Here is a 24316-nt window from a genome sequence, read left to right on the forward strand (position 1 = left end):
TCCCACTGGCCGGGAAAGGGGGCGGGGGCTTCCGGGCGGACGCGCCACGCCACCGGGAGGGGGCGGGCCGGGAGCGCTTCCGGCCCGCCCCGCTCCGCCGCCCCGCTCCGCTACAGCAGCGGCTCCCGGAACAGCTCGCGCAGCCAGCGCGCCACCTTCGTGCCGTCGTCTGCCGCCGCTCCCGGGAACAGCCGCCCCCAGGCCCCCGCCCGGCCCACCGTGCCGAGGCGGCAGGCCAGGCTCACCGCGCGGCGGAGCTCGGCGGCGCTGTGCCCGTCGCCGGTCCACGGCTCCAGGTAGGCGTCGCGCAGCCGGGGCAGCGCGTCGTTCCCGTAACGCCCCTGGACGAAGCGGGAGTTGACGAGGAGGCTCGCGAAGGGGTGCCCGACGACGGCGTCGCCCCAGTCGAAGAAGGCGTACCGGTCGGGGTGGGCCGCCCCCGGGGCGAAGACCTGCCCTTCGTGCAGGTCGGCGTGGTCGAGGGCGGCGGGGATGCCGAGGTCCGCCAGCTCCGCGCACCAGTCCGCGACCAGGCCGGTCCGCGCGAGCAGGTCCGTCCGCTCGTCCGCCGGGAGGGCCGCGCAGGTGCCGACCATGCGTGCGTACGTCTCCACCAGGGCGGCGGTGCGCAGGCCGGGCACGCCCAGGGCCTCCGCCGTGTCGGCGTACGGGATCAGGGCGCGCTGCATGACGGCGTACTGGCGCAGCGGTTCCTCCCAGGCGCGGGCGTCCGGCTCGGGCTGCGCGTCGAGCACGTCGGCGAAGAGGGGACCGCCGTCGGGCCACAGGGACCAGCCCCGCTCGGCGTCGACGGTGTACGGGTGCAGGACGTGCTCCGGCGCCCACCGGGCGAGCGCCTCGCCGAGCCCGGCCTCGAAGGCGGAGGCGGGCGGATTCGCCTTGAACCAGGCGTTGCCGCCGCCGCGCAGGGGCATGCGGACGAGCACCGACCAGGGCCGGAGGCGTACGCCGCGCCGCCGGGCGGTGTCCTCCCGGAGCCCGGCGTCCGCCACGGCCCGCTCCGCCCAGCCTAGGGCCCGCCGCTGCCAGTCGGGGTCGTCCCAGGGGGTGCGGGTCCCGGCGTAATCGCCCAGGTCGAGGGCGGGAGAGAGGTCGTTCATGGGGGCATCCCACCACCGGGACGGGGCCGGCATCCAGTGGATATCACCGGGGCCCGGGAGCCCGTACGGGTTCCGCCTCCGGTGGCCGCTGAATTACCTTTCGGCGTACACGAGTGGGAGGACTCTCCGGTCCTCCGCCATCTCAGGGGGAACACGACCGCATGGCACAGAGGCCCGATCTCACCGAACCGCCGACCGCTTCCGTCGCCGCCCTCGCCGCGCACGCGGACCTGGGGCAGTGGGCGGGCTGGACGTTCGTCCCGTACGGGGGCCTGCGGTACCGGAAGTGGAAGGACAGCCGCCTCTACCTCTACGTGGGCGGGGTCGTCATCAGCGACACCCGGGCCGGCTCCGAGATCACGCGCAACTGGGCGGACACCCGCGTCCTGGTGTACCGGCGTTCCGTCAACGGCGGCTTGACGGACTCCAGTCACACCCTCATCGACGGGAGGGGCGTGGGGGTCAGCATAGGTCCCGGCGGCCGCACCTTCCGCGAGGGCGACAAGCAGCTGCACGGCATTGCCGAGGTGGTGCAGGGGCCTCCGTTCCTCTACCCGGGCGACTGGGGCGACTTCATCCAGGACAGCATCATGAAGACGCATCTTCTGCCCGTCCTGGCGCGGATCGAACGCGGCGAAAGCGTGTCGTTCGGGGCGTTCACGGTGGACCGGCAGGGCGTGACGGGCCGGAAGCGCACGGCCGCGTGGACGGAGATCGCCAACCACTGGATGTACGACGCGAAGCTGTACTTCAACGACGCCAGGAAGCGCTCGGTCGGTGACTCGGCGAGCACGCACGACATCGCCAACCTCAACCTCTTCCTGAGCGTGGTGCAGCGGCTCAAGCGGGGGGCCGCCCGGTAACGGCCCCCGGAGCCGCAGCCGCCTGCCCGCCGCCCGCGTACGGCCGATACCCTTCGCGCCATGGGCGACGGCATCGCGTGGATGGGCGCACTCCACCCCACCCCTCCTTCGGGCACACCCGGCACGACCGGCGGCATCTCGCTGACCTTGGCCCGGGGCGTGGGGACCGACGAGTTCCTCATCAACCTGGGCGCCGACTTCGACGAGCTGGCCGCGCGCATTCCGAGGCGAGAACTGACGCTCCCCGCAGGGCAGTTGGGGCACCACTCCCCTCTGCCCAACTGCGCCGTGTACGGCACGTGCGGTGAGTGGACGTACGTGGTGGAGCACTGGGGCATGGCGACCTGGGCCACCGGCTACCGGGGCAAGGCCGCATCGATGCTCCCCTGCGAGGGCGAGGAGATCGTCTGCCTGACCGCCAACCGGTACAACCCGCCGGCCCTGATCATCCACGCCCCCGGCGCCCGCGCCCACCGGGCCGACTTCGGCACCGACACCGGCCAGGGCTCACCCCTCGATGCGGCGCTCCACGCCGCGGGGGCGGTGTACCCGTCGATGCCCGAAGCCGCTGAGGACGAGGTCGTCGCCTACTACGAGGAGCACGGCGCACGCCTCCCCGAACTCGTCTTCGCCGCCGTGGGCGCCTACACGGGTGTGTCCGTCGACCAGGATGCCGTGCGGAACGGCACCCTGCCCGGCATCCTCATCACCCCGGCGTAACGGCCGCGCCCTGCGTCTGCCGCATCGACTGGATGCCGGTGAGGAAGACGGCGAAGGTGTGGGTCGTCAGTCCCAGGCGCGGGCCGTCCGGATTCTTGGAGTCGCGGACGAGGACGGCGTCCGGCGGGGTGGCGATCTCGACGCAGTCTCCGCCATTGCTGCTGTACGTGGACTTGCGCCAGTGGAGCGCTTGGACGGCCTCGGTCATCAGGGACCCCTTCCGGACGCCATGCCTGCGAGCACGCTTCGGACTGCTGCCGATGTCAGTGCCGCATCAGGCAACGTTTGCCCTTACCGGCGGGCAGTCTCCTGCACACTGAGCAGCAACCCGTCGTCCATCACGGCCGTCACCACCCGCACGCCCACGACAGCGCCGTCCACCCGGTGGCGCTCCAGGAACCGGTACACCTCGGGGGTGACGCTGGTGATCTCCTCGACCTCGATCGACAATCCGGGCTGGCTGCCGCCCGCGCTACGCAGGGACCCTCGTAGCGTCTCAAGGTCGAGGATCACACCATCTGTCGTCACCAGTACGAAAGCGTCGTGGTGCGCGCCCAGGAAGGCGTCGAGGCTTTCCGCGTCTCCATCCCTCAGCCACGCAGTCAACTGGTGATGGTGCCGGACCAAGAAGTCACCGCTCATCCCCCCACTATCGCAGTTGGCGTCTACCGGTCGACGGCCGGGGAGAGATGTCGCACCAGGGCGAACGTTGGTTGATGCGGCACCGGAGGCTGTGATCCGGCGAGGCGAGACCGCCGCCCTCGCGGATGCGGGGCGGCGGGTCTCGTTGCTCAACAAGCGTGCAGATCGCCTGACTTGATGCCGGTGATGAAGGTGGAGAAGGCGTGGGCGGTCAGGCCCAGGGTGGGGCCGCCCGGGGTCTTGGAGTCACGGACCGGGACCACGCCGTGCGAAGCGACGAGGTCGGTCGCGATCTCGATGCACTGGCCGCCGTTGTTGCTGTACGAGGACTTGAACCAACGGAGGGATTCGGTCGTCATCTGGTGCCCTTTCGTACCTGCTGGATCATGGCCACGGATTCCGCTTGTGACAGCGCTTCGGCCTGTAGCTGATGGTAGGCCGTCAGGATCGGCAGTACGAACGCGCTTTCCCGTTCGAGATGGCCATGCTGGGCGGACTCCGCGTACGACAACAGGGAACGATCAGGCAGCGTCAGCACCGTGACGGGCAGGTCGAACGGTCGACGCGCCCCCATCGCGAACGGGGCGACCTGGAGCACGGTGTTCGGCAGATCCGCGAACTCGATCAGACGATCCAACTGTGCGTTCATGACGGCGGGTTCTCCGATGGGGCGGCAGATACAGCTTTCGTCCAGCACAGCGAATACCAGCGGTGCGGGCGTTCTGATTAACGCCGACTGGCGCTCGGCGATGAGCGTGACGCGCTCCCGCGCTTGATCAGTCGTGATGGCCCCCCGCTTGAGCGCACTGTCGGCCAGGACCGTCGCGTACTCGGGCGTCTGAAGCAACCCGGGCACGACACCCACTTCGTACAACCGAATTTCCGCTGCACGGCCTTCCACGTCCACGAACTGTGGGAAGCCCTCCAGCAAGCCGAGGTTGCGCACGACCCGCCAGGCGCGTTCGAAGGCGTTTCCCGTCCCCAGGGCGGTGTCAGCACTTCGCGCGAGGCGCAAGGTTGGAGATTTGCGACCAGTTTCAACAGACGAAAGGTGCGTGCTGGAATACCCCATTCGATCCGCCAACTCGTCCTGCGTCAGGCCTGCCTCCTCTCGTGCGCTGCGTAGACGCGCACCGAAGGCAGCCTGCGGTGAACTTTCCGGGTCCAACTCCTTGATGTTCAAGAGGCTTTCACCGACCTTTCCTCCGGGACGGACAGGTTGAATGGTTCCCCTCCTCGCGCCACGCTGAACCTCCCCAGTAGTGAACCCACTACGGAGAGGAGTCACCCATGTCCAGCACCGCCCGCGCCTGGCTCGCCGCACTGACCGCCGAGTACGGCACGGAGGGGACCCTGCACCTCCCCACGAGCCGGCCGCCTCCCCCGCCCCGGAGGGCGGGGAAGAGGACGAGGAAGACACCGGAAAGCCCACCATCTCCGCCGAGTTGAGCGCACGCGTCGCCGAGTACAACCGGCAGCGCCTCATGTTCGGCGGCCGGTGATGACCGTACGCAAGTCCCTGCGCTTCGTGCCGTACCGCATCGCCCCCGACCCGCTGTCCGAGCCCGAGTACGAAGTGGTCTGCGTGTCCGGCGACGACGCCGACTGCGGGGCGGCGTCCGGCACCGGGGAAACCCCATGGGCGTCGCCGCCTGGCAGTTCACGCACTCCGCCGAGACCGGGCACACCCGCTTCCGGCGCACCTTCCACGAGTACACGGTGACGGAACCCGCCGACGGCTCGGAATGCGCGATCGCCCCCAGGGCGCGGGCGGCCGCTACCGCGCCCCGTACACCGGCATCGGAGCCTCCGCCCGCGCCAGCAGCTTCGACGCCGCCTCCCCCGCCTCCGCCGGGGTCCACCGCGCGCCCTTGTCCGCCGTCGGGCCCGGACGCCAGCCCTCCATCACCGTGATCCGGCCGGCCTCGGCCTCGAAGACGCGGCCCGTGACGCCCGCCGAGGCATCGGAGCCCAGCCACACCACCAGCGGCGAGACGTTCTCGGGGGCCATCGCGTCGAAGGCTCCGGCCTCCGGGGCGGCCATCGTCTCGGCGAAGGTCTGCTCCGTCATACGGGTACGGGCCGCCGGGGCGAGGGCGTTGACCTGGACCCCGTACCGGCCCATCTCGGCGGAGGCGACCAGGGTCAGACCGACGATCCCGGCCTTCGCGGCGGAGTAGTTGCCCTGCCCGACACTCCCCAGCAGCCCGGCGCCGGAACTGGTGTTGACGACGCGGGCCGCCCGCCGGCGCCCGGCCTTCGCCTCCGCCCGCCACCACTGCGCCGCGTGCTTCAGCACCAGGAAGTGGCCTTTCAGGTGCACGCGCAGCACCGCGTCCCAGTCGTCCTCGTCCAGGTTGACCAGCATCCGGTCGCGCAGGAAGCCCGCGTTGTTGACCAGGGTGTCGAGGCCGCCGAACACGTCGACGGCCGTGGCCACCAGCGACGCCGCGCCCTCCGTCGTGGCGATGTCGCCGCCGTGCGCGACCGCCTCGCCGCCCGCCGCGCGGATCTCCGCGACGACCTCCTCCGCGGGGCTCTGCGAGGCGCCCGCCCCGTCCGCGCCCACGCCCAGGTCGTTGACGACGACCTTCGCCCCCTCGGCGGCGAAGGCGAGGGCGTGGGCGCGGCCCAGGCCCCGTCCCGCACCGGTCACGACCACGACGCGTCCCTCGGCGATACCCATGTCAGTTCCCTTCGGCTTCGGACTTGTTCGCATTCGCGGCATCGAGGAAGGCGGGGCGCTCGCCGCCCCCGTGCACGAGCAGCGAGGCCCCGTTGACGTACGCCGCCCGGTCCGACGCGAGGAAGACCGCCGCGTCGCCGATGTCGGACGGCCGGGCCATCCGGCCCGCCGGAATCGTCCGCGCGACCGCCGCGAGGCCGTCCTCGTCGCCGTAGTGGAGGTGCGACAGCTCGGTCCGCACCATCCCCAGGACCAGGGTGTTCACCCGTACCTCCGGGGCCCACTCCACGGCCATGGACCGCGTGAGGTTCTCCAGCCCGGCCTTCGCGGCCCCGTACGCGGCCGTCCCCGGCGAGGGGCGCGTACCGCTCACGCTGCCGATCATCACGATCGACCCGCGCGCCCGCTTCAGGTGCGGATGCGCGGCCAGTGCGGCGTTCAGCGGGGCGAGGAGGTTCAGCCCGATCACGCGGGCGTGCCGCTCGGGGCCGCCGTCCGCGAGGAGCCGGTACGGGGTGCCGCCGGCGTTGTTGACCAGCACGTCCAGGTGTCCGTACGACTCCACCACACCCGCGAGGAAGGCTTCGACCGCCTGCGCCGCACGCAGGTCCACCGGCCGGAACTCGGCCTTCCGCCCCGCCGCCTCCACCGGCTCGTCCGGCGGTCGTCGCGCGCAGACCACGACCCGTGCCCCCGCCGCCAGGAAGGCCCGCGCGATGCCCGCGCCGACCCCCCGGGTGCCGCCTGTGACGACGGCGACCCTCCCGTCCAGTTCCATTCGCTGCTACCTTCCCTACACGAACAAGCACCTAACAAATGTTTGGTGGAAAGGTAGCTGATCCATTCATGGGTGTCTCCACCTCCCGCCCCGGCCCCTCCGGCCCCCACGGCGGCGTCGCCGTCGTCACCGTCGACTTCCCGCCGGTCAACGCCCTGCCCGTCCAGGGCTGGTACGACCTGGCCGACGCCGTACGAGCAGCCGGGCGCGACCTCGACGTGCGCTGCGTCGTGCTCACCGCCCCGCCCGGCAGCCGGGGCTTCAACGCGGGCGTCGACATCAAGGAGATGCAGCGCGAGAGCGCCGCGGGCGGCGGCCACACCGCCCTCATCGGCGCGAACAGCGGCTGCGCCGAAGCCTTCGCCGCCGTGTACGAGTGCGAGGTCCCGGTCGTCGCGGCCGTCGCCGGGTTCTGCCTGGGCGGCGGGATCGGCCTCGTCGGCAACGCGGACGCGATCGTCGCCTCCGACGACGCCACCTTCGGCCTGCCCGAGCTGGACCGGGGCGCGCTCGGCGCGGCCACCCACCTCGCCCGGCTGGTCCCGCAGCACCTGATGCGCGCCCTGTACTACACCTCGCGCACCGCCACCGCGCGGGAACTGCACCACCACGGGTCGGTGTGGAAGGTCGTACCGCGCGGTGAACTCCATGACGCGGCGCTGGAGCTGGCGCGCGAGATCGCCCGCAAGGACGGCCACCTGATCCGCCTCGCCAAGGCCGCCATCAACGGCATCGACCCCGTCGACGTCCGCCGCAGCTACCGCTTCGAGCAGGGCTTCACCTTCGAGGCCAACCTCAGCGGCACCGCCGACCGCGTACGGAACGAATTCGGCAAGGAGAAGAGCACGTGACCGACAAGACGATGACCCCCGACGAGGTCGTCTCCCGCCTGCGCAGCGGCATGACGATCGGCATCGGCGGCTGGGGCTCGCGCCGCAAGCCGATGGCCCTGGTCCGCGCCGTCCTGCGCAGCGACCTCACCGACCTGACCGTCGTCTCGTACGGCGGACCCGACGTCGGCCTCCTCGCGGCCGCCGGGCGCATTCGCAGGCTGGTGGCGGCGTTCGCGACGCTCGACTCCATCGCCCTGGAGCCGCACTTCCGCACCGCCCGCCAGGAGGGGGCGTTCGAACTCACCGAGGTCGACGAGGCGATGTTCATGTGGGGGCTGCACGCCGCCGCGAACCGGCTGCCCTTCCTGCCCGTGCGGGCCGGCATCGGCTCGGACGTGATGCGGGTCAATCCCCAGCTCCGCACGGTCACCTCGCCGTACGAGGACGGGGAGACCTTCGTCGCGATGCCCGCCCTGCGCCTGGACGCCGCCCTGGTCCACATGAACCGCGCGGACCGGCTCGGCAACGGCCAGTACCTGGGCCCCGACCCCTACTTCGACGACCTCTTCTGCGAGGCCGCCGACGCGGCGTACGTCTCCTGCGAGCGGATCGTCGACACCGCCGAACTGACGAAGGAGGCCGCCCCGCAGTCGCTGCTGCTGAAGCGGACCTCCGTGACCGGCGTGGTCGAGACCCCGAACGGCGCGCACTTCACCTCCTGCGTCCCCGACTACGGACGCGACGAGGCCTTCCAGAAGCTGTACGCCACCACCCCCTGGCCCGAGTTCGCCGAGCGCTTCCTGTCCGGCGCGGACGAGTCGGCGTACCGGACAGCGGTCCAGGCCTGGCACGAGGAGCAGTCGAAGTGAGCACCCCGACCCCCACGGACACCGTCTCGCGCGCCGAGTACTGCGTGATCGCCTGCGCCGAGGCGTGGCGCGACAACGGCGAGGTGCTGGCCAGCCCGATGGGCCTGATCCCCGGCATCGGCGCCCGCCTCGCCAAGCGCACCTTCGCCCCCGACCTGCTCCTCACCGACGGCGAGGCCATGATCGTCGGCCTGGACGGGACGCCGGAGGGCTGGCTGCCGTACCGCCACCACCTGACCATGGTCACCGGCGGCCGGCGGCACGTGATGATGGGGGCCAGCCAGCTCGACCGGTTCGGCAACCAGAACATCTCCTGCATCGGCGACTGGGAGCGGCCCGCGCGGCAACTGCTGGGCGTGCGCGGCGCACCGGCCAACACCGTGAACAACCCGACCAGTTACTGGGTGCCGAAGCACTCGACGCGGGTCTTCGTCGAGAAGGTCGACATGATCTGCGGGGTCGGCCACGACAGCGCCGAGGCGGCCGGTCCTTCCGCGACCCGCTACCACCGGCTGCCGCGCGTGGTCAGCGACCTCGGCGTCTTCGACTTCGAGACCCCCGACCGCTCGATGCGGCTCGCCTCGCTGCACCCGGGCGTGAGCGTGGCGCAGGTCCGGGAGGCCACCGGTTTCGCCCTCGCGATGGCCGACGACGTGCCGTACACCCGCGAACCGACCGCCGAGGAACTGCGGCTGATCCGCGAGGTGGTCGACCCGCAGAACACCCGCGACCGTGAGGTGAAGCCCGTATGAGCGACCCCGGAACCCCCGTGCTGGAGACCGCGTTCACCCGGCTCGTCGGCGTCCGGCACCCCCTCGTGCAGACCGGCATGGGGTGGGTGGCGGGACCGCGCCTGGTCTCGGCGACCGCGAACGCCGGCGCGCTCGGCGTCCTCGCCTCCGCGACCATGACGGTGGAGCAACTGCGGGCCGCCGTGCGGGAGGTGAAGTCCCGCACGGACGCGCCCTTCGGGGTCAATCTGCGGGCGGACGCCGGGGACGCCCGGGAGCGGGTGCGGATCATCGTCGAGGAGGGCGTGAAGGTCGCTTCCTTCGCGCTCGCCCCCTCGCGCGAGCTGATCGCCGAGCTGAAGGACGCCGGGGTCGTCGTCGTCCCCTCCATCGGGGCCAAGCGGCACGCGGAGAAGGTCGCCGCGTGGGGCGCGGACGCCGTGATCGTGCAGGGCGGGGAGGGCGGCGGCCACACCGGCGACGTCGCGACAACCGTGCTGCTGCCGCAGGTGGTGGACGCCGTGGACATCCCGGTGGTCGCGGCGGGCGGCTTCCACGACGGGCGGGGGCTGGTGGCCGCGCTGGCGTACGGGGCGGCCGGGGTCGCCATGGGCACCCGCTTCCTGCTCACCTCGGACTCCACCGTGCCGGACGCGGTGAAGGCGAAGTACCTGGCGGCGACGGTGAAGGACGTCACCGTCACGACGGCCGTCGACGGAATGCCGCACCGGATGCTCCGCTCGGAGCTGGTGGCGGCCCTGGAGCGGTCCGGGCGGGTGCGGGCGCTGGCGCAGGCAGTGGTGCGCGCGGCGTCCTTCCGGAAGGTCTCCGGGCTGAGCTGGCCGCGGATGGTCCGTGACGGGCTCGCCATGAAGCACGGCAGGAGCCTGTCCTGGAGCCAGGTCCTGCTGGCCGCCAACACCCCCATGCTGCTGAAGGCCTCGATGGTCGACGGCCGCACCGACCTCGGCGTCATGGCGTCGGGGCAGGTGGCGGGTCTGATCGAGGACCTGCCGAGCTGCGCGGAGCTAGTGGCACGTGTCATGGCCGAGGCCGAAGCCGTGCTCGAAGAGCTGTACGCGTTCCGCACCCTGCCGACACCAGGGTGAATCCTCCTTTCCCGCACAGGAGTTGACCGCATGAGCCGCTCGATCCGCTCATTTCGCCCGGCCCGTTCGACCCGTCCGGTCCGTCCGGTCCGTCCGGTCCGTCCGCTCCGCAATCGGGTACGGCTGGCCGTGGGCGCGGCCACAGGCGCGCTCGTCCTCGGCGCGACGCCCGCCGCGGCCCTCGCACCGGCCCCGGCGCACGGCACCGTGTCCCCCTCCCGGCACGACCACGCGAACACGATCCGGCAGATTCCGTTCCAGGGCGCGGTCAACGTCCGCGACGTGGGCGGGTACCGCACGCACGGCGGGGACCGGGTCCGGTACGGACTCGTCTACCGGGCCGACGCACTCGGCAGGCTCACCGATCCGGACCTCACGACCCTGGCCGGGCTGCGGCTCGGCACGGTGATCGACTACCGGGTGCCGGTGGAGGTGCGGTCCGACGGCCCGGACCGGCTTCCGGCGGGGCTCGACGCCACCGCCCGGCCGGTCAACGACAGCGGGCTGTACGGGCAGATGACGGCGGCCATCGCCTCCAGGGACCCGGCGCGGCAGGAGGCGGCGCTGGGCGGGTCCAAGGGGTCCGACCTGATGAAGAAGGTGTACCGGACGCTGATCAGCGATCCGGCGAACACGGCGCAGTTCGCGAAGACCTTCCGGGACCTCGCCCGCAGTTCCCCGCGGTCCGCCGTGCTCTTCCACTGCACCTCGGGCAAGGACCGCACGGGCTGGACGACGTACGTGCTGCTGCGGGCGCTCGGCGTCCCGGAGCGGACGGCCCGGCAGGACTACCTGGCGTCGAACGCGATCAGGGCGGCGGCGGATAGGAGGGTGCGGGAGGGGTTGAAGCAGGCCGGGATGATGCAGAATCCGGATCTGCTGATTCCGTTGCAGGAGGTGCGGTCGGAGTACCTGGACACGGCGCTGGCGGAGGTGCGTGGGCGGTACGGCTCCCTGTACGGCTACCTGACGAGGGGCCTGGGCCTGGACCGCAGGACTCTGCGCGACCTCCAATCCCACCTCACCACGTAACCCGTCCTCGCCCCCGAGTCCCCTTGGGCGACGGGGCCGCCCCAAGGGGGCGAGGGGGGTACCCCCTGCTCGAGCGAAGCCGAGAGCTTGGGGGAGGGCGGGCAAGGGGGCGGCCCCTCCCGCTCCCGGCCCACCCGGGTGCCGCCCCCCTGCGTGAGCGCCTGCGCCGGGCACGCTCCTCCGCCGAGGCCATGGGCTCAGCACCTGTGCCGGACGCACAGCCCCGTTCTGCTCACGCAGGAGAGGCCCCGGACCCGCCCCTCCACCTAAAGCGCTCGCCGCGCGGCTGCCCAGGGTTCACTGCGGATGCGTCGTGGCTGAGCGCGCAGTTCCCCGCGCCCCTGGACGGGGCGTACCGCCCGGTGGGAAATGTGCAGGAGCGTCGTGGCTGGGCGCGCAGTTCCCCGCGCCCCTGAAGGGGCGCGGGGATGGGCGCGCAGGTTCCCGTGCCGCGCGGGGTCAGGCCGCCGGGCGGCGGCCCTGGTTGCCGCCGGTGCGGCGCTGGCCGCCCGACTGGCCCTGGCCCGCACCCGTACGGCCCCCGCCGGAACGGGACTGGCCCCCGGCCGGCGCCGCGCCGCGTGCCGGGCGCGACGGACGCCCGCCCGACGCCGTACCGGACGAAGCACCCGAGCCGCCCCGGCGACCCCGCGTGCGGCTGCGGCCGTCCGCGGAGGAAGAGGACGAGGAGGAGGGACGGCGCTTCGCCGGCTGCTGCTGGACGGGCACCGGCACCTCGACGACCACCGCGACGCCCGACGGCTCGCGGGCGCCCGTGATGGTCGCCAGCTCCTCGTCCGTGGACTTCACCCGCGCGGTGCGCGGCGTGATGCCCGCGTCACTCATCAGCCGGGTCATCTCACGCTTCTCCTCGGGGAGGACGAGCGTGACGACGACGCCGGACTCGCCCGCGCGGGCCGTGCGACCACCGCGGTGCAGGTAGTCCTTGTGGTCGGTCGGCGGGTCGACGTTGACGACCAGGTCGAGGTCGTCGACGTGGATGCCGCGGGCCGCCACGTTGGTCGCCACCAGCGCGGTGACCTTGCCGTTCTTGAACTGGTCCAGCGTGCGGTTGCGCTGCGGCTGGGAACGGCCGCCGTGCAGGGCCGCCGCGTAGACGCCCGCGGAGAGCAGCCGCTTGGCGAAGCGGTCGGCGGCGCGCTTGGTGTCCACGAACATGATCACGCGGCCCTCGCGGGCGGCGATCCGTGCCGCGACGGCCTTCTTCTCGGTCTCGTCCATGACGTACAGGACGTGGTGGTCCATCGTCGTGACCGCACCGGCCGACGGGTCGACCGAGTGCACGACCGGGTCGGTCAGGAACATCTTGACGAGCTTGTCGATGTTCTTGTCGAGCGTGGCCGAGAAGAGCATGCGCTGGCCGCCCGGCTCGACCTGCTTGAGCAGCGCCACGACCTGCGGCATGAAGCCCATGTCGGCCATCTGGTCGGCCTCGTCGAGGACGGTGATGGCGACCTGGTCGAGGCGGGCGTCGCCGCGCTCGATGAGGTCCTTCAGCCGGCCGGGAGTGGCGACCAGGACCTCCGCGCCACGGCGCAGCGCGTTCGACTGCTTGGTGATCGACATGCCGCCGACGACCGTGGTCAGCCGGAGGTTGACGGAGGTCGCGTACGGCGTGAGCGCGTCCGTGACCTGCTGCGCCAGCTCCCGCGTCGGTACGAGGACCAGCGCGAGCGGCGCGTGCGGCTCGGCGCGACGGCCTGCCGTGCGGGCGAGCAGCGCCAGGCCGAAGGCCAGCGTCTTGCCGGAGCCCGTGCGGCCGCGGCCCAGGATGTCCCGGCCGGCGAGCGAGTTCGGGAGGGTCGCCCCCTGGATCGGGAACGGCTCCGTCACCCCCTGCGCGGCGAGCGTCTTGAGGAGTGCGGCGGGCATGTCCAGCGCTTCGAAAGTCTCGACCGACGGCAGCGCGGGGGTGAGGGACTCCGGCAGTGCGAATTCACCCTGGGGCGGCGTGGACCGGCGGGCGGGGCCCTTGCCGGAATTCTTCGTCGAAGCCTTGCCGCGGCCCCGGGACGGGGCGGCACTCGACGGTCGGTTGCGCGCCGGACGGCCGGTGCGCTCGGAGGAGGATCGTTCGAAACGGGTCATGCAGTAATTGCCTTCTTCCTGGGGACACCCCGAGAGGGGTGGAAGCCGGTCGCGGAATGCGACCGTGTTCCGCGAGTTGCGCGAACACAACGCAAGCCGGGGCCCGCACCTTCACGGTGCGGGCCCCGGCTGGAGGCTTCGCGCGTCCGGGCAGACTAGGCCGGGACGATGTTCTCCGCCTGCGGGCCCTTCTGGCCCTGCGTGACGTCGAAGGAAACCTTCTGGCCCTCCTGGAGCTCGCGGAAGCCCGAGGTGGCGATGTTGGAGTAGTGGGCGAAGACGTCGGCGCCGCCGCCGTCCTGCTCAATGAAGCCGAAGCCCTTTTCCGAGTTGAACCACTTCACGGTGCCAGTAGCCATTTTGTATCTCCTAAAACAGGGGCAGAGCCGGAAATCCGCACTTCACGAATTCCTCGTCGCCGCAATGACCCCATCCGGAGAGCCGGAAACCGGCAATGACCGGAAAAACAAATGTGCGCCTGCCGAAGTTCTCGTCAGGCGCACATAAAGTTCATGGGTACCAAAACTGCAACTCCTCTACCGTAGCACGCTCCCGCACCAGGCGCGCGGTGGAACGCGCCCGGTCAGGCGCCGCACGGCCTGTGTTCACCTGCCCGCCTCGCTGTGTCCTCCTCCGCCCGCCTCCCTGTGTCCGCCCCTACCCGCCTGCCTGCGTACACGGCGTCCGCGATCGGCAGTCCGCTCACGTACGCGTGCGAGCACACGCCGACGGCGCTGCGCCCGGCCGCGTACAGGCCCTCGGCGACCGCCGCCCTACACGCGCTCGATGATCGTCACGTTCGCCTGGCCGCCGCCCTCGCACATGGTCTGGAGGCCGTACCGCCCGCCCGTCCGCTCCAGCTCGTGCAGCAGCGTCGTCATCAGCTTCACCCCGGTGGCGCCCAGCGGGTGGCCGAGGGCGATCGCGCCGCCGTTCACGTTGACCCGCTCCGGGTCCGCGCCGGTCTCCTTCAGCCACGCCAGGGCCACCGGCGCGAACGCCTCGTTGATCTCGACCAGGTCGATGTCCTGGATGCGCATCCCGGTCTTCTTCAGCGCGTACGCCGTCGCCGGGATCGGCGCCGACAGCATCCGGATCGGGTCCTCGCCCCGCACCGACAGATGGTGGATCCGGGCACGCGGCGTCAGTCCGTACTCCCGTACCGCCCGCTCGGAGGCGATCAGCATCGCCGCCGCCCCGTCGGAGACCTGCGAGGAGCACGCGGCGGTGATGGTGCCGCCCTCCATCACCGGCCGGAGGGCCGCCATCTTCTCCAGGGAGGTGTCGCGGCGCGGCCCCTCGTCGGCCGCCACGTCCCCGTACGCCACGATCTCCCGCTCGAAGCGGCCCTCGTCGACGGCGCGCAGTGCCCGCTGGTGCGAGCGCAGGGCGAACTCCTCCATGTCGCGGCGTGAGATCCCCCACTTGTCGGCGATGAGCTGGGCTCCGTGGAACTGGTTCACCGGGGCGTCGCCGTACCGGGCGCGCCACCCCTCGGAGCCCCGGTAGGGGCCCTCCGTCAGGCCCAGCGGCTCGGCCGCCTGGCGGGAGGCGAAGGCGATCGGGATCTGCGTCATGTTCTGGGTGCCGCCCGCGACCACCAGGTCCTGCGTGCCCGACAGGACGCCCTGCGCCGCGAAGTGCACCGCCTGCTGGGAGGAGCCGCACTGACGGTCGACGGTCACGCCCGGCACCTCCTCCGGGAGCCCGGCCGCGAGCCACGACGTACGGGCGATGTCGCCCGCCTGGGGGCCGACCGTGTCCAGGCAGCCGAAGACGACGTCCTCGACCAGGCCGGGGTCCACGCCGGACCGCTCGACCAGGGCCTTCAGGACGTGCGCGCCCAGGTCCGCCGGGTGGACGGCGCCGAGGCCGCCCTTGCGCCGGCCGACCGGGGTGCGTACCGCTTCGACGATGTAGGCCTCGGCCATGACGACTCCAGTTTCACGAGAGGTGGGGGAGTTACGTGGTGCGTACGGCGATCCCGTCCAGCACCATCGACAGGTACTGGCGGGCGATCTCCTCGGGGCTGTGCTGTCCGCCGGGCCGGTACCAGGACGCCGCCACCCACACCGTGTCGCGCACGAAGCGGTAGGTGAGGCGGACGTCGAGGTCGTCCCGGAAGACTCCGTCGGCCACTCCGCGCTCCAGCGTCCCCAGCCACGCCTTCTCGAACTTGGCCTGCGAGTCGGCGAGGTAGTGGAAGCGGGGCTGGGCGGAGAGGTGGCGGGACTCCTTCTGGTAGATGGCGACGGCGGCGCGGTGCCGGTCGATCTCCCGGAAGGACTCGGTGACGAGGGCCTCGATGGTCTCCCGGGGGCCGAGGGAGGAGGCGAGCACGGTGTCGTACCCCTCCCACAGTTCGGTGAGGAAGGTCGAGAGGATCTCGTCGAGCATCGATTCCTTGGAATCGAAGTGGTAGTAGAGGCTGCCGGCGAGCATCCCGGCGGCATCGGCGATCTTGCGGACGGTGGTGGCGTTGTACCCCTGCGCGGCGAACACTTCGGCCGCGGTGTCGAGGAGTTCACGGCGGCGCTCGGGCGACGCGGTCACCTGGGGCTTCTTCTTGGTAGGCACCCGCCCATTGTCGTCCGGCGCTCACGCATGCTGGCTGCTGACCGAGACGGTCTCCCCCGTCATGTACGAGGAGTAGCCGCTGGCCAGGAAGACGATGACGTTGGCGACCTCCCAGGGTTCGGCGTACCGGCCGAAGGCCTCCTTCGAGGTCAGCTCCGTCAGCAGTTCCGGCGTCGTCACCTTCACCAGGTGCGGGTGCATCGCCAGGCTCGGGGAGACCGCGTTGACGCGTACGCCGAACTCCGCCGCCTCGACCGCCGCGCACCGGGTGAGCGCCATGACGCCGGCCTTCGCGGCGGCGTAGTGGGCCTGTCCGGCCTGGGCGCGCCAGCCGACGACGGAGGCGTTGTTGACGATCACGCCGCCGCGGCCCGCCGACCTGAAGGAGCGCAGGGCGGCCCGGGTGCAGCGGAAGGTGCCGGTCAGGGTCACGTCCAGGACCTTCGACCACTGGTCGTCGGTCATGTCGACCAGGTTCGCGGTGCCGCCCAGCCCGGCGTTGTTCACGACGACGTCGAGTCCGCCGTGGGCCTGTTCGGCGCGGGCGAGGAGGGCGCCCACCTGCTCCTCGTCCGTCACGTCGCACGGCAGCGACGCGACCCGTTCGGCCCCGAACTCCTCGGCCAGTGCCTCGTGGGTCTCCTTCAGCCGCCGGGCGTGCGCGTCGCCGATGACGACGCGGGCGCCCTCCTCCAGGAAGCGGCGCGCGGTCGCCCCGCCGATCCCGGCGCCGGCGGCGGCGGTGACGACCGCGCCGCGGCCGTCGAGCAGCCCGTGCCCCTTCACGTACGCGGGAGCCGTGCTCATGCCCGTGCCTCCTTGGGAAGTCCGAGCTCCCGCTCGGCGATGATGTTGCGCTGGATCTCGTCGGAGCCGGCGTAGATGGTGTCGGCGCGGGCGAAGAGGAAGAGGCGCTGCCAGTCGTCGAGTTCGTACGGCTGCCGCGCGTCCGGCACGGCCAGCAGTGCGGCCGCGCCGCGTACGTCCATGGCGAGTTCGCCGAGGTCGCGGTGCCAGCGGGCCCAGTGGTTCTTGGCCACGGAGGGCGAGACGTCGCCGCGTCTGGCGTGTGCGCGCATCGCCTCCAGGCCGGTCCAGGCGCGGACGAGACGGTCCTGGACCAGCGGGTCGGCGAGGGCCCCGGTGTGCCGGGCCAGTTCCACCAGGGCCGCCAGCTCCCGTGCGAAGCCGACCTGCTGGCCGAGGGTGGAGACGCCGCGTTCGAAACCGAGGGTGGCCATCGCGATCCGCCAGCCGTCGCCGACCGCGCCGACCACGTGGGCGGCGTCGGTGCGGGCGTCGTCGAAGAAGACCTCGTTGAACTCGGAGGTGCCGGTGAGCTGGACGATGGGGCGGACCTCGACGCCCGGCTGGTCCATGGGGACCAGGAGGTAGGAGAGGCCCGCGTGGCGGCGGGAGCCCGGTGCGGTGCGGGCGACGACGAAGCACCACTGGGACTCGTGGGCGAGGGAGGTCCAGATCTTCTGGCCGTTCACCCGCCAGGTGCCGCCGTCCGGGTCCAGCTCGGCCCGGGTGCGGACGTTGGCGAGGTCGGAGCCCGCGTCGGGCTCGCTGTAGCCCTGGCACCACAGCTCCTGGACGGCGACGATCGGCGGCAGGAAGCGGGCCTGCTGCTCCTCGGTGCCGTACGCGATGAGGGTCGGGCCGAGGAGCTGCTCGCCGATGTGGTTGACGCGGGCGGGGGCGTCGGCGAGGGCGTACTCCTCGTGGAAGGCGATCTGCTCCTCGATGCTCGCGCCCCGGCCGCCGTGCTCCCTCGGCCAGCCGACGCAGGTCCAGCCGTGGGCGGCCATGTGGCGCTCCCAGGCCAGGCGCTCGGCGAAGGCCTCGTGCTCCCGGCCCGGTCCGCCCCGGCCCTTCAACCCGGCGAACTCCCCGCCGAGTTGCTCCCGTAGCCAGTCCCGGATCTCGGTGCGGAACTCCTCGACGCTGCTCATGGCCGTACGTTAACCTACCAAACACTTGTTAGGGAAGGATGGTTCCGCCATGACAGCCGAGACGCCCGACACGTCCGGTACGCCCGCCGCGTCCGACGCACCCGACACGGCCGCCGCCTCCGGCACGGCCGCCGGGCCCGTTCTGTACGAGCGGCGCGGACCGGTCGCGTACGTGACCCTCAACCGCCCGCGGTACCGCAACGCCCAGAACTCCGCGATGACCTACGCCCTGGACGCCGCCCTCTACCGGGCCGCGGCGGACGACGAGGTCAAGGTGATCGTGCTGGCCGGCTCCGGCGACCACTTCTGCGCCGGTCACGACATCGGCACCCCCGAGCGCGACGCCCACCTGCCCTTCGAGCGGAGGGCGGGCCTGTGGTGGGACCACTCGGACAAGGCGGGCGCCGAGAGCCGGTTCGCCCGCGAGTCGGAGGTCTACCTCGGGATGTGCCGGCGCTGGCGCGAGCTGCCGAAGCCGGTGGTGGCGTCGGTGCAGGGGGCGTGCGTGGCGGGCGGGCTGATGCTCGCGTGGGTGTGCGACCTCATCGTGGCGTCGGACGACGCCTTCTTCGCCGATCCGGTGGTACGGATGGGGATTCCGGGTGTCGAGTACTTCGCGCACCCGTGGGTGATGCCGCCGCGCGTCGCCAAGGAGTTCCTGTTCACCGGCGAGCGGATGAGCGCGCGCCGGGCGTACCAGGTCGGGATGGTCAACCGGGTCGTGGAACGGGCCGAACTGGCCGACCGTACGAGCGAGTTGGCGGAACGGATCGCCGGGATGCCGAGGTTCGGGCTCGCCCTCGCCAAGCGCGCCGTCAACCAGGCCGAGGACCTCCAGGGCCTGCACACCGGCATGGACTCCGTCTTCGGCCTGCACCACCTCGCCCACGCGCACAACGCGGAGACGGCGAAGGACGCGCTGGGCGGCATGGACGTCGCGGCGATGAAGCAGGCCGGCCAGGGCTCCCCGAAGCGGCCGGGGAACTGACGTGGACCTCGACTTCAGCGCCGGGCAGGACGCCTTCCGGGCCGAGGCGCGCGCCTGGCTGGCCGCCAACGTGCCCGCCGAGCCCCTGCCCTCCCTCGAAACCGAGGAGGGCTTCGCCGCCCACCGCGCGTGGGAGGCGCGGCTGGCCGCGGACCGCTGGTCGGTCGTGTCGTGGCCCGAGGAGTACGGGGGCCGGGGGGTGGACGTCTTCGGGTGGCTGATCTTCGAGGAGGAGTACTTCGCGGCGGGCGCGCCGGGCCGGGTCTCGCAGAACGGCATCAACCTCCTCGCCCCCACCCTCTTCGACCACGCCACGCGGGAGCAGCGGGCGCGGGTGCTGCCGCCGATGGCGACGGGCGAGGTCGTCTGGGCGCAGGCCTGGTCGGAGCCGGAGGCGGGGTCGGACCTGGCCTCGCTGCGCTCGACCGCCGTCCGCACGGCGGGGGGCTGGCTGCTCTCGGGGCAGAAGACGTGGTCCTCGCGGGCCGCCTTCGCGGACCGGGCCTTCGGCATCTTCCGCACCGACCCGGACGCGGACCGGCCGCACCGGGGGCTGACGTATCTGATGTTCGACCTGCGCGCGCCGGGCGTCACCGTCCGGCCGATCGGCCGCCTGGACGGCAGGCCCGCCTTCGCGGAGCTCTTCCTCGACGACGTCTTCGTCCCGGACGAGGACGTGATCGGCGAGCCCGGGCAGGGCTGGCGGATCGCCATGTCGACCACCGGCAACGAGCGCGGGCTGATGCTGCGCTCCCCCGGGCGGTTCCTGGCCGCCGCCGGCCGCCTCGCCGCCGACTGGCGCGCGCTCGGCGACCCGGCGGACACCGCGACGCGCGACCGGGTCGCGGACGCGCTGATCGGGGCGCGCGCCTACCAGCTCTTCACCTGGGCGAACGCGTCGCGCTTCGCCGCCGGGGAGACCATCGGCGCGGAGTCCAGCCTGAACAAGGTCTTCTGGTCCGAGTACGACATCGCTCTGCACGAGACCGCGCTCGACCTGCTCGGTGCGGACGGCGAGCTGGCGGAGGGGGAATGGGCCGAGGGACACGTCTTCGCGCTCGCCGGGCCCATCTACGCCGGTACGAACGAGATCCAGCGCGACATCATCGCCGAGCGCCTGCTCGGCCTGCCGAAGGGACGCCGCTGATGCGCTTCCTGCTGACCCGCGAGCAGGCCGACTTCGCCCGCTCGCTCGACGCGATGCTGACCGCCGCCGACCCGCCGGGGGCGGTGCGGGCGTGGGAGAACGGCGAGCACGGGCCGGGTCTGGAGGTGTGGCGCCGGGTCGCGGAGGCCGGGGTCTTCGCGCTGGCCGTCCCCGAGACGTACGAGGGGGCCGGACTGCTGCCGGTGGAACTCGTCGTCGCCTTCGTCCAGTTGGGGCGGCACGCGGTCCCCGGCCCGTACGTCGAGACCGCTGCGGCGGCGGTGCTGCTGGGCGGTTCGCCGGACCTGGCGAAGGAGTGGCTGCCGAGGATCGCCGCCGGGGACGCGCTGGTGACGCTGGCCGAGGAGGGCGGGTACGCGCTGGACGCGGACGCGGCGGACGCGGTGTTCGTGCTGGGGCCCCGGCCTCGGGCGGGCTCCGTGCGGGGGGACCTGCGGGTGTCGGCGGACGCGGCGCGCCGGCTGTACGCGGTGCGGGGGTCGGGCGACGCGCTGCCCGTCACGGCCGGAGCGGCGGGCGCGGCACGGGAGTTGGCGAGGCTGCTGACCGCCGCCCAGGCGCTCGGGGTCGGGGACGCGCTGCTGGCGCGGACGGTGGCGTACGTGAAGCAGCGGACGCAGTTCGGGACGCCGATCGGGGCCTTCCAGGCGGTGAAGCACCGGCTGGCGGACACGTTGATTGGGCTGGAGTTCGCCCGGCCGCTCCTGTACGGGGCGGCGCTGAGCAGGTCCGGGGCGGAGGTCGCGGGGGCGAAGGCGGCCGCGGGCGAGGCCGCCTGCGCGGCGGCCCGCACGGCCCTCCAACTGCACGGGGCGGTGGGTTACACCCAGGAGCTGGACCTCTCCCTCTGGCTCCGCAAGGCCCGCCCCCTGCGGGACGCGTGGGGCGCCCCGGCGACGTGCCGGGCCAGGGTGCTGGCGGGCTGAGCGCCCCTCCGTCGCCGGTTCCCGGTCCCGGCCCCGGCGCCGGGGCAGCCGTGGGTGCTCGCTGGGGGGCGCCCGCGTCGGCGAGGGGCACTCGCCCAGGGCTGCGCCGATCCGGCGGGCCGCGCGTTCCGCCTGGTCAGGCGCGGAACTCCGGCACGTGCGTGACCCATCGGGCCCCCGCACGTTGGTAACGGTATGAAGAAACGAAGCATGGCCGCAGCCGCCTCCCTCGCCGCCGGGTTCGTCGCCGCCCTGGTCTCCCCCGCTCCGGGCGCGCACGCGGCGGAGCCCGCGGACCAGCTTTCGCAGCTCCCCGTCTCGGGCGCGCTGCTCGACGAGGTGACCGAGACGGCCACCGGCACCGTCACCGGCAACGCCGCCGACACCGCCCAGACCGCGACCGGCGGCGTCCCGGGGGCCGCGCGGTAGTCGGTCCCGCAGCGGGCGGCCCGTCGGTCGTCGGCCGTCGGTCCCGGCGTCGCCCCGCGCAGTACGTACCCGAAAGTGCCCGCTCCCCCTCCCGTCCGGGGGCGCGGGCACTTTCGTCATGGGCGCCCTCAGGGGTGGCGCAGCGTGATGACCGCCGTGCGGCCGGTCGTCCGGAGCCGGTCCCGGGGGTCGCACGGACCGGGGTCCGAGTGGGTGAACAGCAGGGCGTCGTACGGCTCCAGGGGGGTGCTCGCCCGGCGCGGCAGCACGGCCCCGGGGCCGAGCGGCAGCGCGATGACCGTGCCGCCGGACAGCGGGGGGCCGACCGTCACATCGCCCTGCACGACCTCGACCTCCGCCCCGTACGCGGGCCCCCTGCGGTGCATGACGTTGAGGTTCACGACCGGCCCGCCGAGCAGCCGGCAGCCGGTGGGCACGTCGCCCGGAAAGCGCACCGGGACGAAGCGGGCGTCCACCCGGCGCGGTCCGATCCCCTCCAGCGCGAGGTCCATGCCCTCGCCCTCGACCATGGTCAGGACCCGTTCCACGCCGGGGAAGGCGGAGAACGGGCCGTCCGCCGCCACCTCAGCGAGGCTGACCCGCCACCCGAAGTCCCCGGTGGCTCCCGGCGGCCACGCGGCGATCTCGCGGGTGACGCCGCCGCCGTTCTTCCAGGGGACGGCGGTGCGGTCCGCCGCGCGCGAGAACTTCATCCGCCCGAGGTTACGTGCCCGGCCCGCGCCTCAGGCGAGCGCCTCCGCCCGCGGCCCGGGGGTGAAGCCCAGCAGCTTCGCCAGGCGGCGGCGGTGGGTGTCCGGGGAGCCGAGGAAGTGGGCCGTGCCGTGGGCGCGCTTGAAGAAGTCGTGGGCGGGGTGTTCCCAGGTGATGCCGATGCCGCCGTGGAGCTGGATCATCTCGCCGGCGATCTGCTGGTACGCCTCCGAGCACGCGGCCTTCGCGGCCGCGGCGGGGCCGGGGGCGGCCCCCGAGCCCGCGGCGGCGAGGGCCAGGGAGCGGGCGGCCTCCAGGAGGACGTGCGCGTCGGCGATGCGGTGCTTGACGGCCTGGAAGGAGCCGATGGGGCGGCCGAACTGGACGCGTTCCTTGGCGTACCGGACGGTGATCTCCAGCGCCCGGCCGGCAGCCCCGACCTGCTCGGCGGCGAGCGCGGTGATCGCCAGGTCCCGGACCCGGGCGAGGACGCGGGCGCCGTCCGTGCTGACCAGGCGGGCCGGGGCGGCGTCCAGGACGATCCGGGCGAGCGGGCGGGTGCGGTCCATGGCGGGCAGGGGGACGAAGCAGCCCGCCGGGTCCGGGACTTCGAAGAGGGCGAGGCCCGCCGGGGTGCGCGCGAGGGCCAGCAACACGTCGGGGGCGTCGGCGGCCGGGACGTACTCCTTGGTGCCCGTGAGCAGCCAGTCGCCGCTGGTCGTGCTCTCCTCGGCGTACGTCGTCAGGCCGGCGGCCTCCCAGGTGCCGCGCGACTGTTCCGCCCCGGCCTCCGCCCAGGCGAGCGCGGCGACGGACGCGCCGTCGGCGAGGGGCGGCAGCAGCCGGGCGCACACGTCGTCGTTGCCGGAGGCGATCAGGGCCTCGGCCGCGAGGACGGCGGAGCCGAGGTAGGGGACGGGGCTCAGGGCGCGGCCCAGCTCCTCCATGACGACGTGCACCTCCATGCGCCCCGGGCAGCCGAGGCCGCCGTACTCCTCGGGCGTCGCGAGGGCGGCGACGCCGATGTCGCGGACCAGGGGCCGCCAGGCCGCGGGGCCCTCATGCCGGGCGAGGACGGACCGTACGGCCGCCCTCAGCTCCTCCTGCTCCTCGGTGGGGTTCAGGGTGCCTGCGGGGCGGGTGGCGGGGGTGCGCGCGTTCATGCGGGTGGGGCTCCCTACTCCTGGGTTCCGGTCGGTGACGGGCAGGTCTGCGGGGGCACCAAGGATGCCCACGTCCGCCGTGGGCGGCCAGCCTCCCGGCACCACGGATCCGCCCGGATTCCGCGGCCGGACCGGCGTCCGGGCCGCCGCGATCCGTTCCGCGCGACCGCTTGACGGGAGGACATGGCGGGTATCCAATCACAGGTGTTTCTGTTAGGCATATATCTAGTAGGAACAAACTCGGAACACTCCGCGGACCCGCACCCCACGAGAGGACTCCTCCCATGACCACGGCCCTCGCTCCCGCCGATCCCGGCTCCCCCGCGACCCCGCACCGGCCCGCGGGGGGCGTCGACATGCGCACCGCGATGAGCTCCTTCTGCACCGGGGTCGCCCTGATCACCGCGCTGGAGCCGGACGGCAGCCCGGTGGGCATGGCCGTGCAGTCGTTCTCCTCGGTCTCGCTCGACCCGCCGCTGATCTGCTTCTGCCCGGCGCGCACGTCCACGACCTGGCCGAGGATCAGGGCGGCCGGGCGCTTCGCGGTGAACATCCTGGGCCACGACCAGCAGGAGGTGTGCCGGCGCTTCGCGATGCCGGGCGCGGACAGGTTCGCGGGGGTCGACTGGACGCCGGGGGCGTCGGGGGCGCCGCTGGTCGCGGGGGCGCTGGCGACGGTCGAGTGCGCGCTGGAGGCGGTGCTGGACGGGGGCGACCACGCGATCGCGCTGGGGCGGGTCACGGAACTGGACGTGCGCCGGGAGGGCGAACCGCTGGTCTTCTTCCGGCGGGGGTACGGCCGGGTGCGGCGGTGAGGCGGGGCGGGGGGGGCCGGACGGGTCCGGGCAGGGGCCGGACGGGTCCGGGCGGGGCGGGGCCCGCGAGGGCGGGACCGGTCGTCGC

General features: G+C 72.9%; 27 protein-coding genes. 12 read left to right on the forward strand and 15 right to left on the reverse strand.

The features are described from left to right. Positions 1-110 precede the first annotated feature (110 nt). Positions 111-1121: an aminoglycoside phosphotransferase family protein gene (locus ACZ56L_RS17740; protein ID WP_471064899.1), complete on the reverse strand. Its 1011-nt coding sequence runs from the start codon at positions 1119-1121 to the stop codon at positions 111-113. Positions 1122-1282: 161 nt separating this feature from the next. Between ACZ56L_RS17740 and ACZ56L_RS17745 the strand changes: the two genes are divergently transcribed. Continuing rightward, the gene (locus ACZ56L_RS17745; protein WP_471064900.1) at positions 1283-1984 is read left to right on the forward strand and encodes a DUF6585 family protein; all 702 of its coding nucleotides are present in this window, start codon (positions 1283-1285) and stop codon (positions 1982-1984) included. Between the two features lie 60 nt (positions 1985-2044). Then, on the forward strand, positions 2045-2704 hold the full coding sequence (locus ACZ56L_RS17750; RefSeq protein WP_471064901.1) for a hypothetical protein: 660 nt from the start codon (positions 2045-2047) through the stop codon (positions 2702-2704). Here the strand turns inward: ACZ56L_RS17750 and ACZ56L_RS17755 are convergent. The 6 genes from ACZ56L_RS17755 to ACZ56L_RS17780 form a co-directional block, all read right to left on the reverse strand. Beyond that, the gene (locus ACZ56L_RS17755; protein ID WP_471064902.1) at positions 2691-2912 is read right to left on the reverse strand and encodes a DUF397 domain-containing protein; all 222 of its coding nucleotides are present in this window, start codon (positions 2910-2912) and stop codon (positions 2691-2693) included. The two genes, ACZ56L_RS17750 and ACZ56L_RS17755, sit on opposite strands and share 14 nt — an antisense overlap. A gap of 83 nt (positions 2913-2995) precedes the next feature. Next, on the reverse strand, positions 2996-3346 hold the full coding sequence (locus tag ACZ56L_RS17760; RefSeq protein ID WP_468683986.1) for a nuclear transport factor 2 family protein: 351 nt from the start codon (positions 3344-3346) through the stop codon (positions 2996-2998). Between the two features lie 149 nt (positions 3347-3495). Then, positions 3496-3705, reverse strand: a complete 210-nt coding sequence (locus tag ACZ56L_RS17765; RefSeq protein ID WP_345223946.1) for a DUF397 domain-containing protein — start codon at positions 3703-3705, stop codon at positions 3496-3498. Further along, the gene (locus ACZ56L_RS17770) at positions 3702-4529 is read right to left on the reverse strand and encodes a helix-turn-helix domain-containing protein (RefSeq protein WP_468683980.1); all 828 of its coding nucleotides are present in this window, start codon (positions 4527-4529) and stop codon (positions 3702-3704) included. The genes ACZ56L_RS17765 and ACZ56L_RS17770 overlap by 4 nt, the downstream gene beginning before the upstream one ends. A gap of 594 nt (positions 4530-5123) precedes the next feature. Continuing rightward, positions 5124-6032, reverse strand: coding sequence for an SDR family oxidoreductase (locus ACZ56L_RS17775; protein WP_345223940.1), 909 nt, complete (start codon positions 6030-6032; stop codon positions 5124-5126). 1 nt (position 6033) lies between these two features. After that, a complete protein-coding gene (locus tag ACZ56L_RS17780; RefSeq protein WP_471064903.1) occupies positions 6034-6810 on the reverse strand; it encodes an SDR family oxidoreductase in 777 nt (258 codons plus the stop codon). Positions 6811-6878: 68 nt separating this feature from the next. On the opposite strand from ACZ56L_RS17780, the gene ACZ56L_RS17785 reads away from it, so the two are divergent. The 5 genes from ACZ56L_RS17785 to ACZ56L_RS17805 are packed head-to-tail and all read left to right on the forward strand — an operon-like array spanning position 6879 to position 11384. Next, entirely contained in the window at positions 6879-7661 is a 783-nt protein-coding gene (locus tag ACZ56L_RS17785; protein ID WP_471064905.1) for an enoyl-CoA hydratase family protein, read from the forward strand. Further along, a complete protein-coding gene (locus ACZ56L_RS17790) occupies positions 7658-8512 on the forward strand; it encodes a CoA transferase subunit A (RefSeq protein WP_345223934.1) in 855 nt (284 codons plus the stop codon). The genes ACZ56L_RS17785 and ACZ56L_RS17790 overlap by 4 nt, the downstream gene beginning before the upstream one ends. Further along, complete coding sequence (locus ACZ56L_RS17795) at positions 8509-9264, forward strand: CoA-transferase subunit beta (protein WP_468683969.1); 756 nt, start codon at positions 8509-8511, stop codon at positions 9262-9264. The genes ACZ56L_RS17790 and ACZ56L_RS17795 overlap by 4 nt, the downstream gene beginning before the upstream one ends. 20 nt (positions 9265-9284) lie before the next feature. Continuing rightward, a complete protein-coding gene (locus ACZ56L_RS17800; RefSeq protein ID WP_471065220.1) occupies positions 9285-10352 on the forward strand; it encodes an NAD(P)H-dependent flavin oxidoreductase in 1068 nt (355 codons plus the stop codon). A 30-nt stretch (positions 10353-10382) separates the two neighbouring features. After that, complete coding sequence (locus ACZ56L_RS17805; protein ID WP_471064907.1) at positions 10383-11384, forward strand: tyrosine-protein phosphatase; 1002 nt, start codon at positions 10383-10385, stop codon at positions 11382-11384. Between the two features lie 459 nt (positions 11385-11843). On the opposite strand, the gene ACZ56L_RS17810 is transcribed toward ACZ56L_RS17805, so the two are convergent. The 6 genes from ACZ56L_RS17810 to ACZ56L_RS17835 all read right to left on the reverse strand — a co-directional run bounded on the left by ACZ56L_RS17810 (position 11844) and on the right by ACZ56L_RS17835 (position 18028). Further along, entirely contained in the window at positions 11844-13493 is a 1650-nt protein-coding gene (locus ACZ56L_RS17810; RefSeq protein WP_345223928.1) for a DEAD/DEAH box helicase, read from the reverse strand. A gap of 155 nt (positions 13494-13648) precedes the next feature. Continuing rightward, on the reverse strand, positions 13649-13852 hold the full coding sequence (locus ACZ56L_RS17815; protein WP_003969786.1) for a cold-shock protein: 204 nt from the start codon (positions 13850-13852) through the stop codon (positions 13649-13651). Between the two features lie 414 nt (positions 13853-14266). Then, on the reverse strand, positions 14267-15424 hold the full coding sequence (locus ACZ56L_RS17820) for an acetyl-CoA C-acetyltransferase (protein WP_471064909.1): 1158 nt from the start codon (positions 15422-15424) through the stop codon (positions 14267-14269). 31 nt (positions 15425-15455) lie between these two features. After that, positions 15456-16070 (reverse strand): TetR/AcrR family transcriptional regulator, encoded by a 615-nt coding sequence (locus ACZ56L_RS17825; RefSeq protein WP_471064912.1) that lies wholly within the window; start codon positions 16068-16070, stop codon positions 15456-15458. 21 nt (positions 16071-16091) lie between these two features. After that, positions 16092-16877: an SDR family oxidoreductase gene (locus ACZ56L_RS17830; protein WP_468683957.1), complete on the reverse strand. Its 786-nt coding sequence runs from the start codon at positions 16875-16877 to the stop codon at positions 16092-16094. After that, complete coding sequence (locus ACZ56L_RS17835) at positions 16874-18028, reverse strand: acyl-CoA dehydrogenase family protein (protein WP_468683956.1); 1155 nt, start codon at positions 18026-18028, stop codon at positions 16874-16876. The genes ACZ56L_RS17830 and ACZ56L_RS17835 overlap by 4 nt, the downstream gene beginning before the upstream one ends. 49 nt (positions 18029-18077) lie before the next feature. Here ACZ56L_RS17835 and ACZ56L_RS17840 point away from each other — a divergent pair, with 49 nt between their 5' ends. The 4 genes from ACZ56L_RS17840 to ACZ56L_RS17855 all read left to right on the forward strand — a co-directional run bounded on the left by ACZ56L_RS17840 (position 18078) and on the right by ACZ56L_RS17855 (position 21539). Continuing rightward, a complete protein-coding gene (locus tag ACZ56L_RS17840) occupies positions 18078-19016 on the forward strand; it encodes an enoyl-CoA hydratase (RefSeq protein ID WP_471064914.1) in 939 nt (312 codons plus the stop codon). A 1-nt stretch (position 19017) separates the two neighbouring features. Continuing rightward, complete coding sequence (locus ACZ56L_RS17845) at positions 19018-20163, forward strand: acyl-CoA dehydrogenase family protein (protein ID WP_345223913.1); 1146 nt, start codon at positions 19018-19020, stop codon at positions 20161-20163. Continuing rightward, positions 20163-21110, forward strand: a complete 948-nt coding sequence (locus ACZ56L_RS17850; protein WP_471064916.1) for an acyl-CoA dehydrogenase family protein — start codon at positions 20163-20165, stop codon at positions 21108-21110. Before ACZ56L_RS17845 ends, ACZ56L_RS17850 begins: the two co-directional genes overlap by 1 nt. 210 nt (positions 21111-21320) lie before the next feature. Further along, complete coding sequence (locus ACZ56L_RS17855) at positions 21321-21539, forward strand: hypothetical protein (protein ID WP_345223909.1); 219 nt, start codon at positions 21321-21323, stop codon at positions 21537-21539. A 128-nt stretch (positions 21540-21667) separates the two neighbouring features. On the opposite strand, the gene ACZ56L_RS17860 is transcribed toward ACZ56L_RS17855, so the two are convergent. Together ACZ56L_RS17860 and ACZ56L_RS17865 are read right to left on the reverse strand one after the other, a co-directional pair. Further along, entirely contained in the window at positions 21668-22252 is a 585-nt protein-coding gene (locus tag ACZ56L_RS17860) for a HutD/Ves family protein (RefSeq protein ID WP_471064918.1), read from the reverse strand. Between the two features lie 30 nt (positions 22253-22282). Beyond that, complete coding sequence (locus ACZ56L_RS17865) at positions 22283-23413, reverse strand: acyl-CoA dehydrogenase family protein (protein ID WP_471064920.1); 1131 nt, start codon at positions 23411-23413, stop codon at positions 22283-22285. A gap of 284 nt (positions 23414-23697) precedes the next feature. On the opposite strand from ACZ56L_RS17865, the gene ACZ56L_RS17870 reads away from it, so the two are divergent. Then, positions 23698-24228, forward strand: coding sequence for a flavin reductase family protein (locus ACZ56L_RS17870; RefSeq protein ID WP_471064922.1), 531 nt, complete (start codon positions 23698-23700; stop codon positions 24226-24228). Positions 24229-24316: the final 88 nt, after the last annotated feature.

This window comes from Streptomyces sp. NPDC039736 (assembly GCF_055596485.1).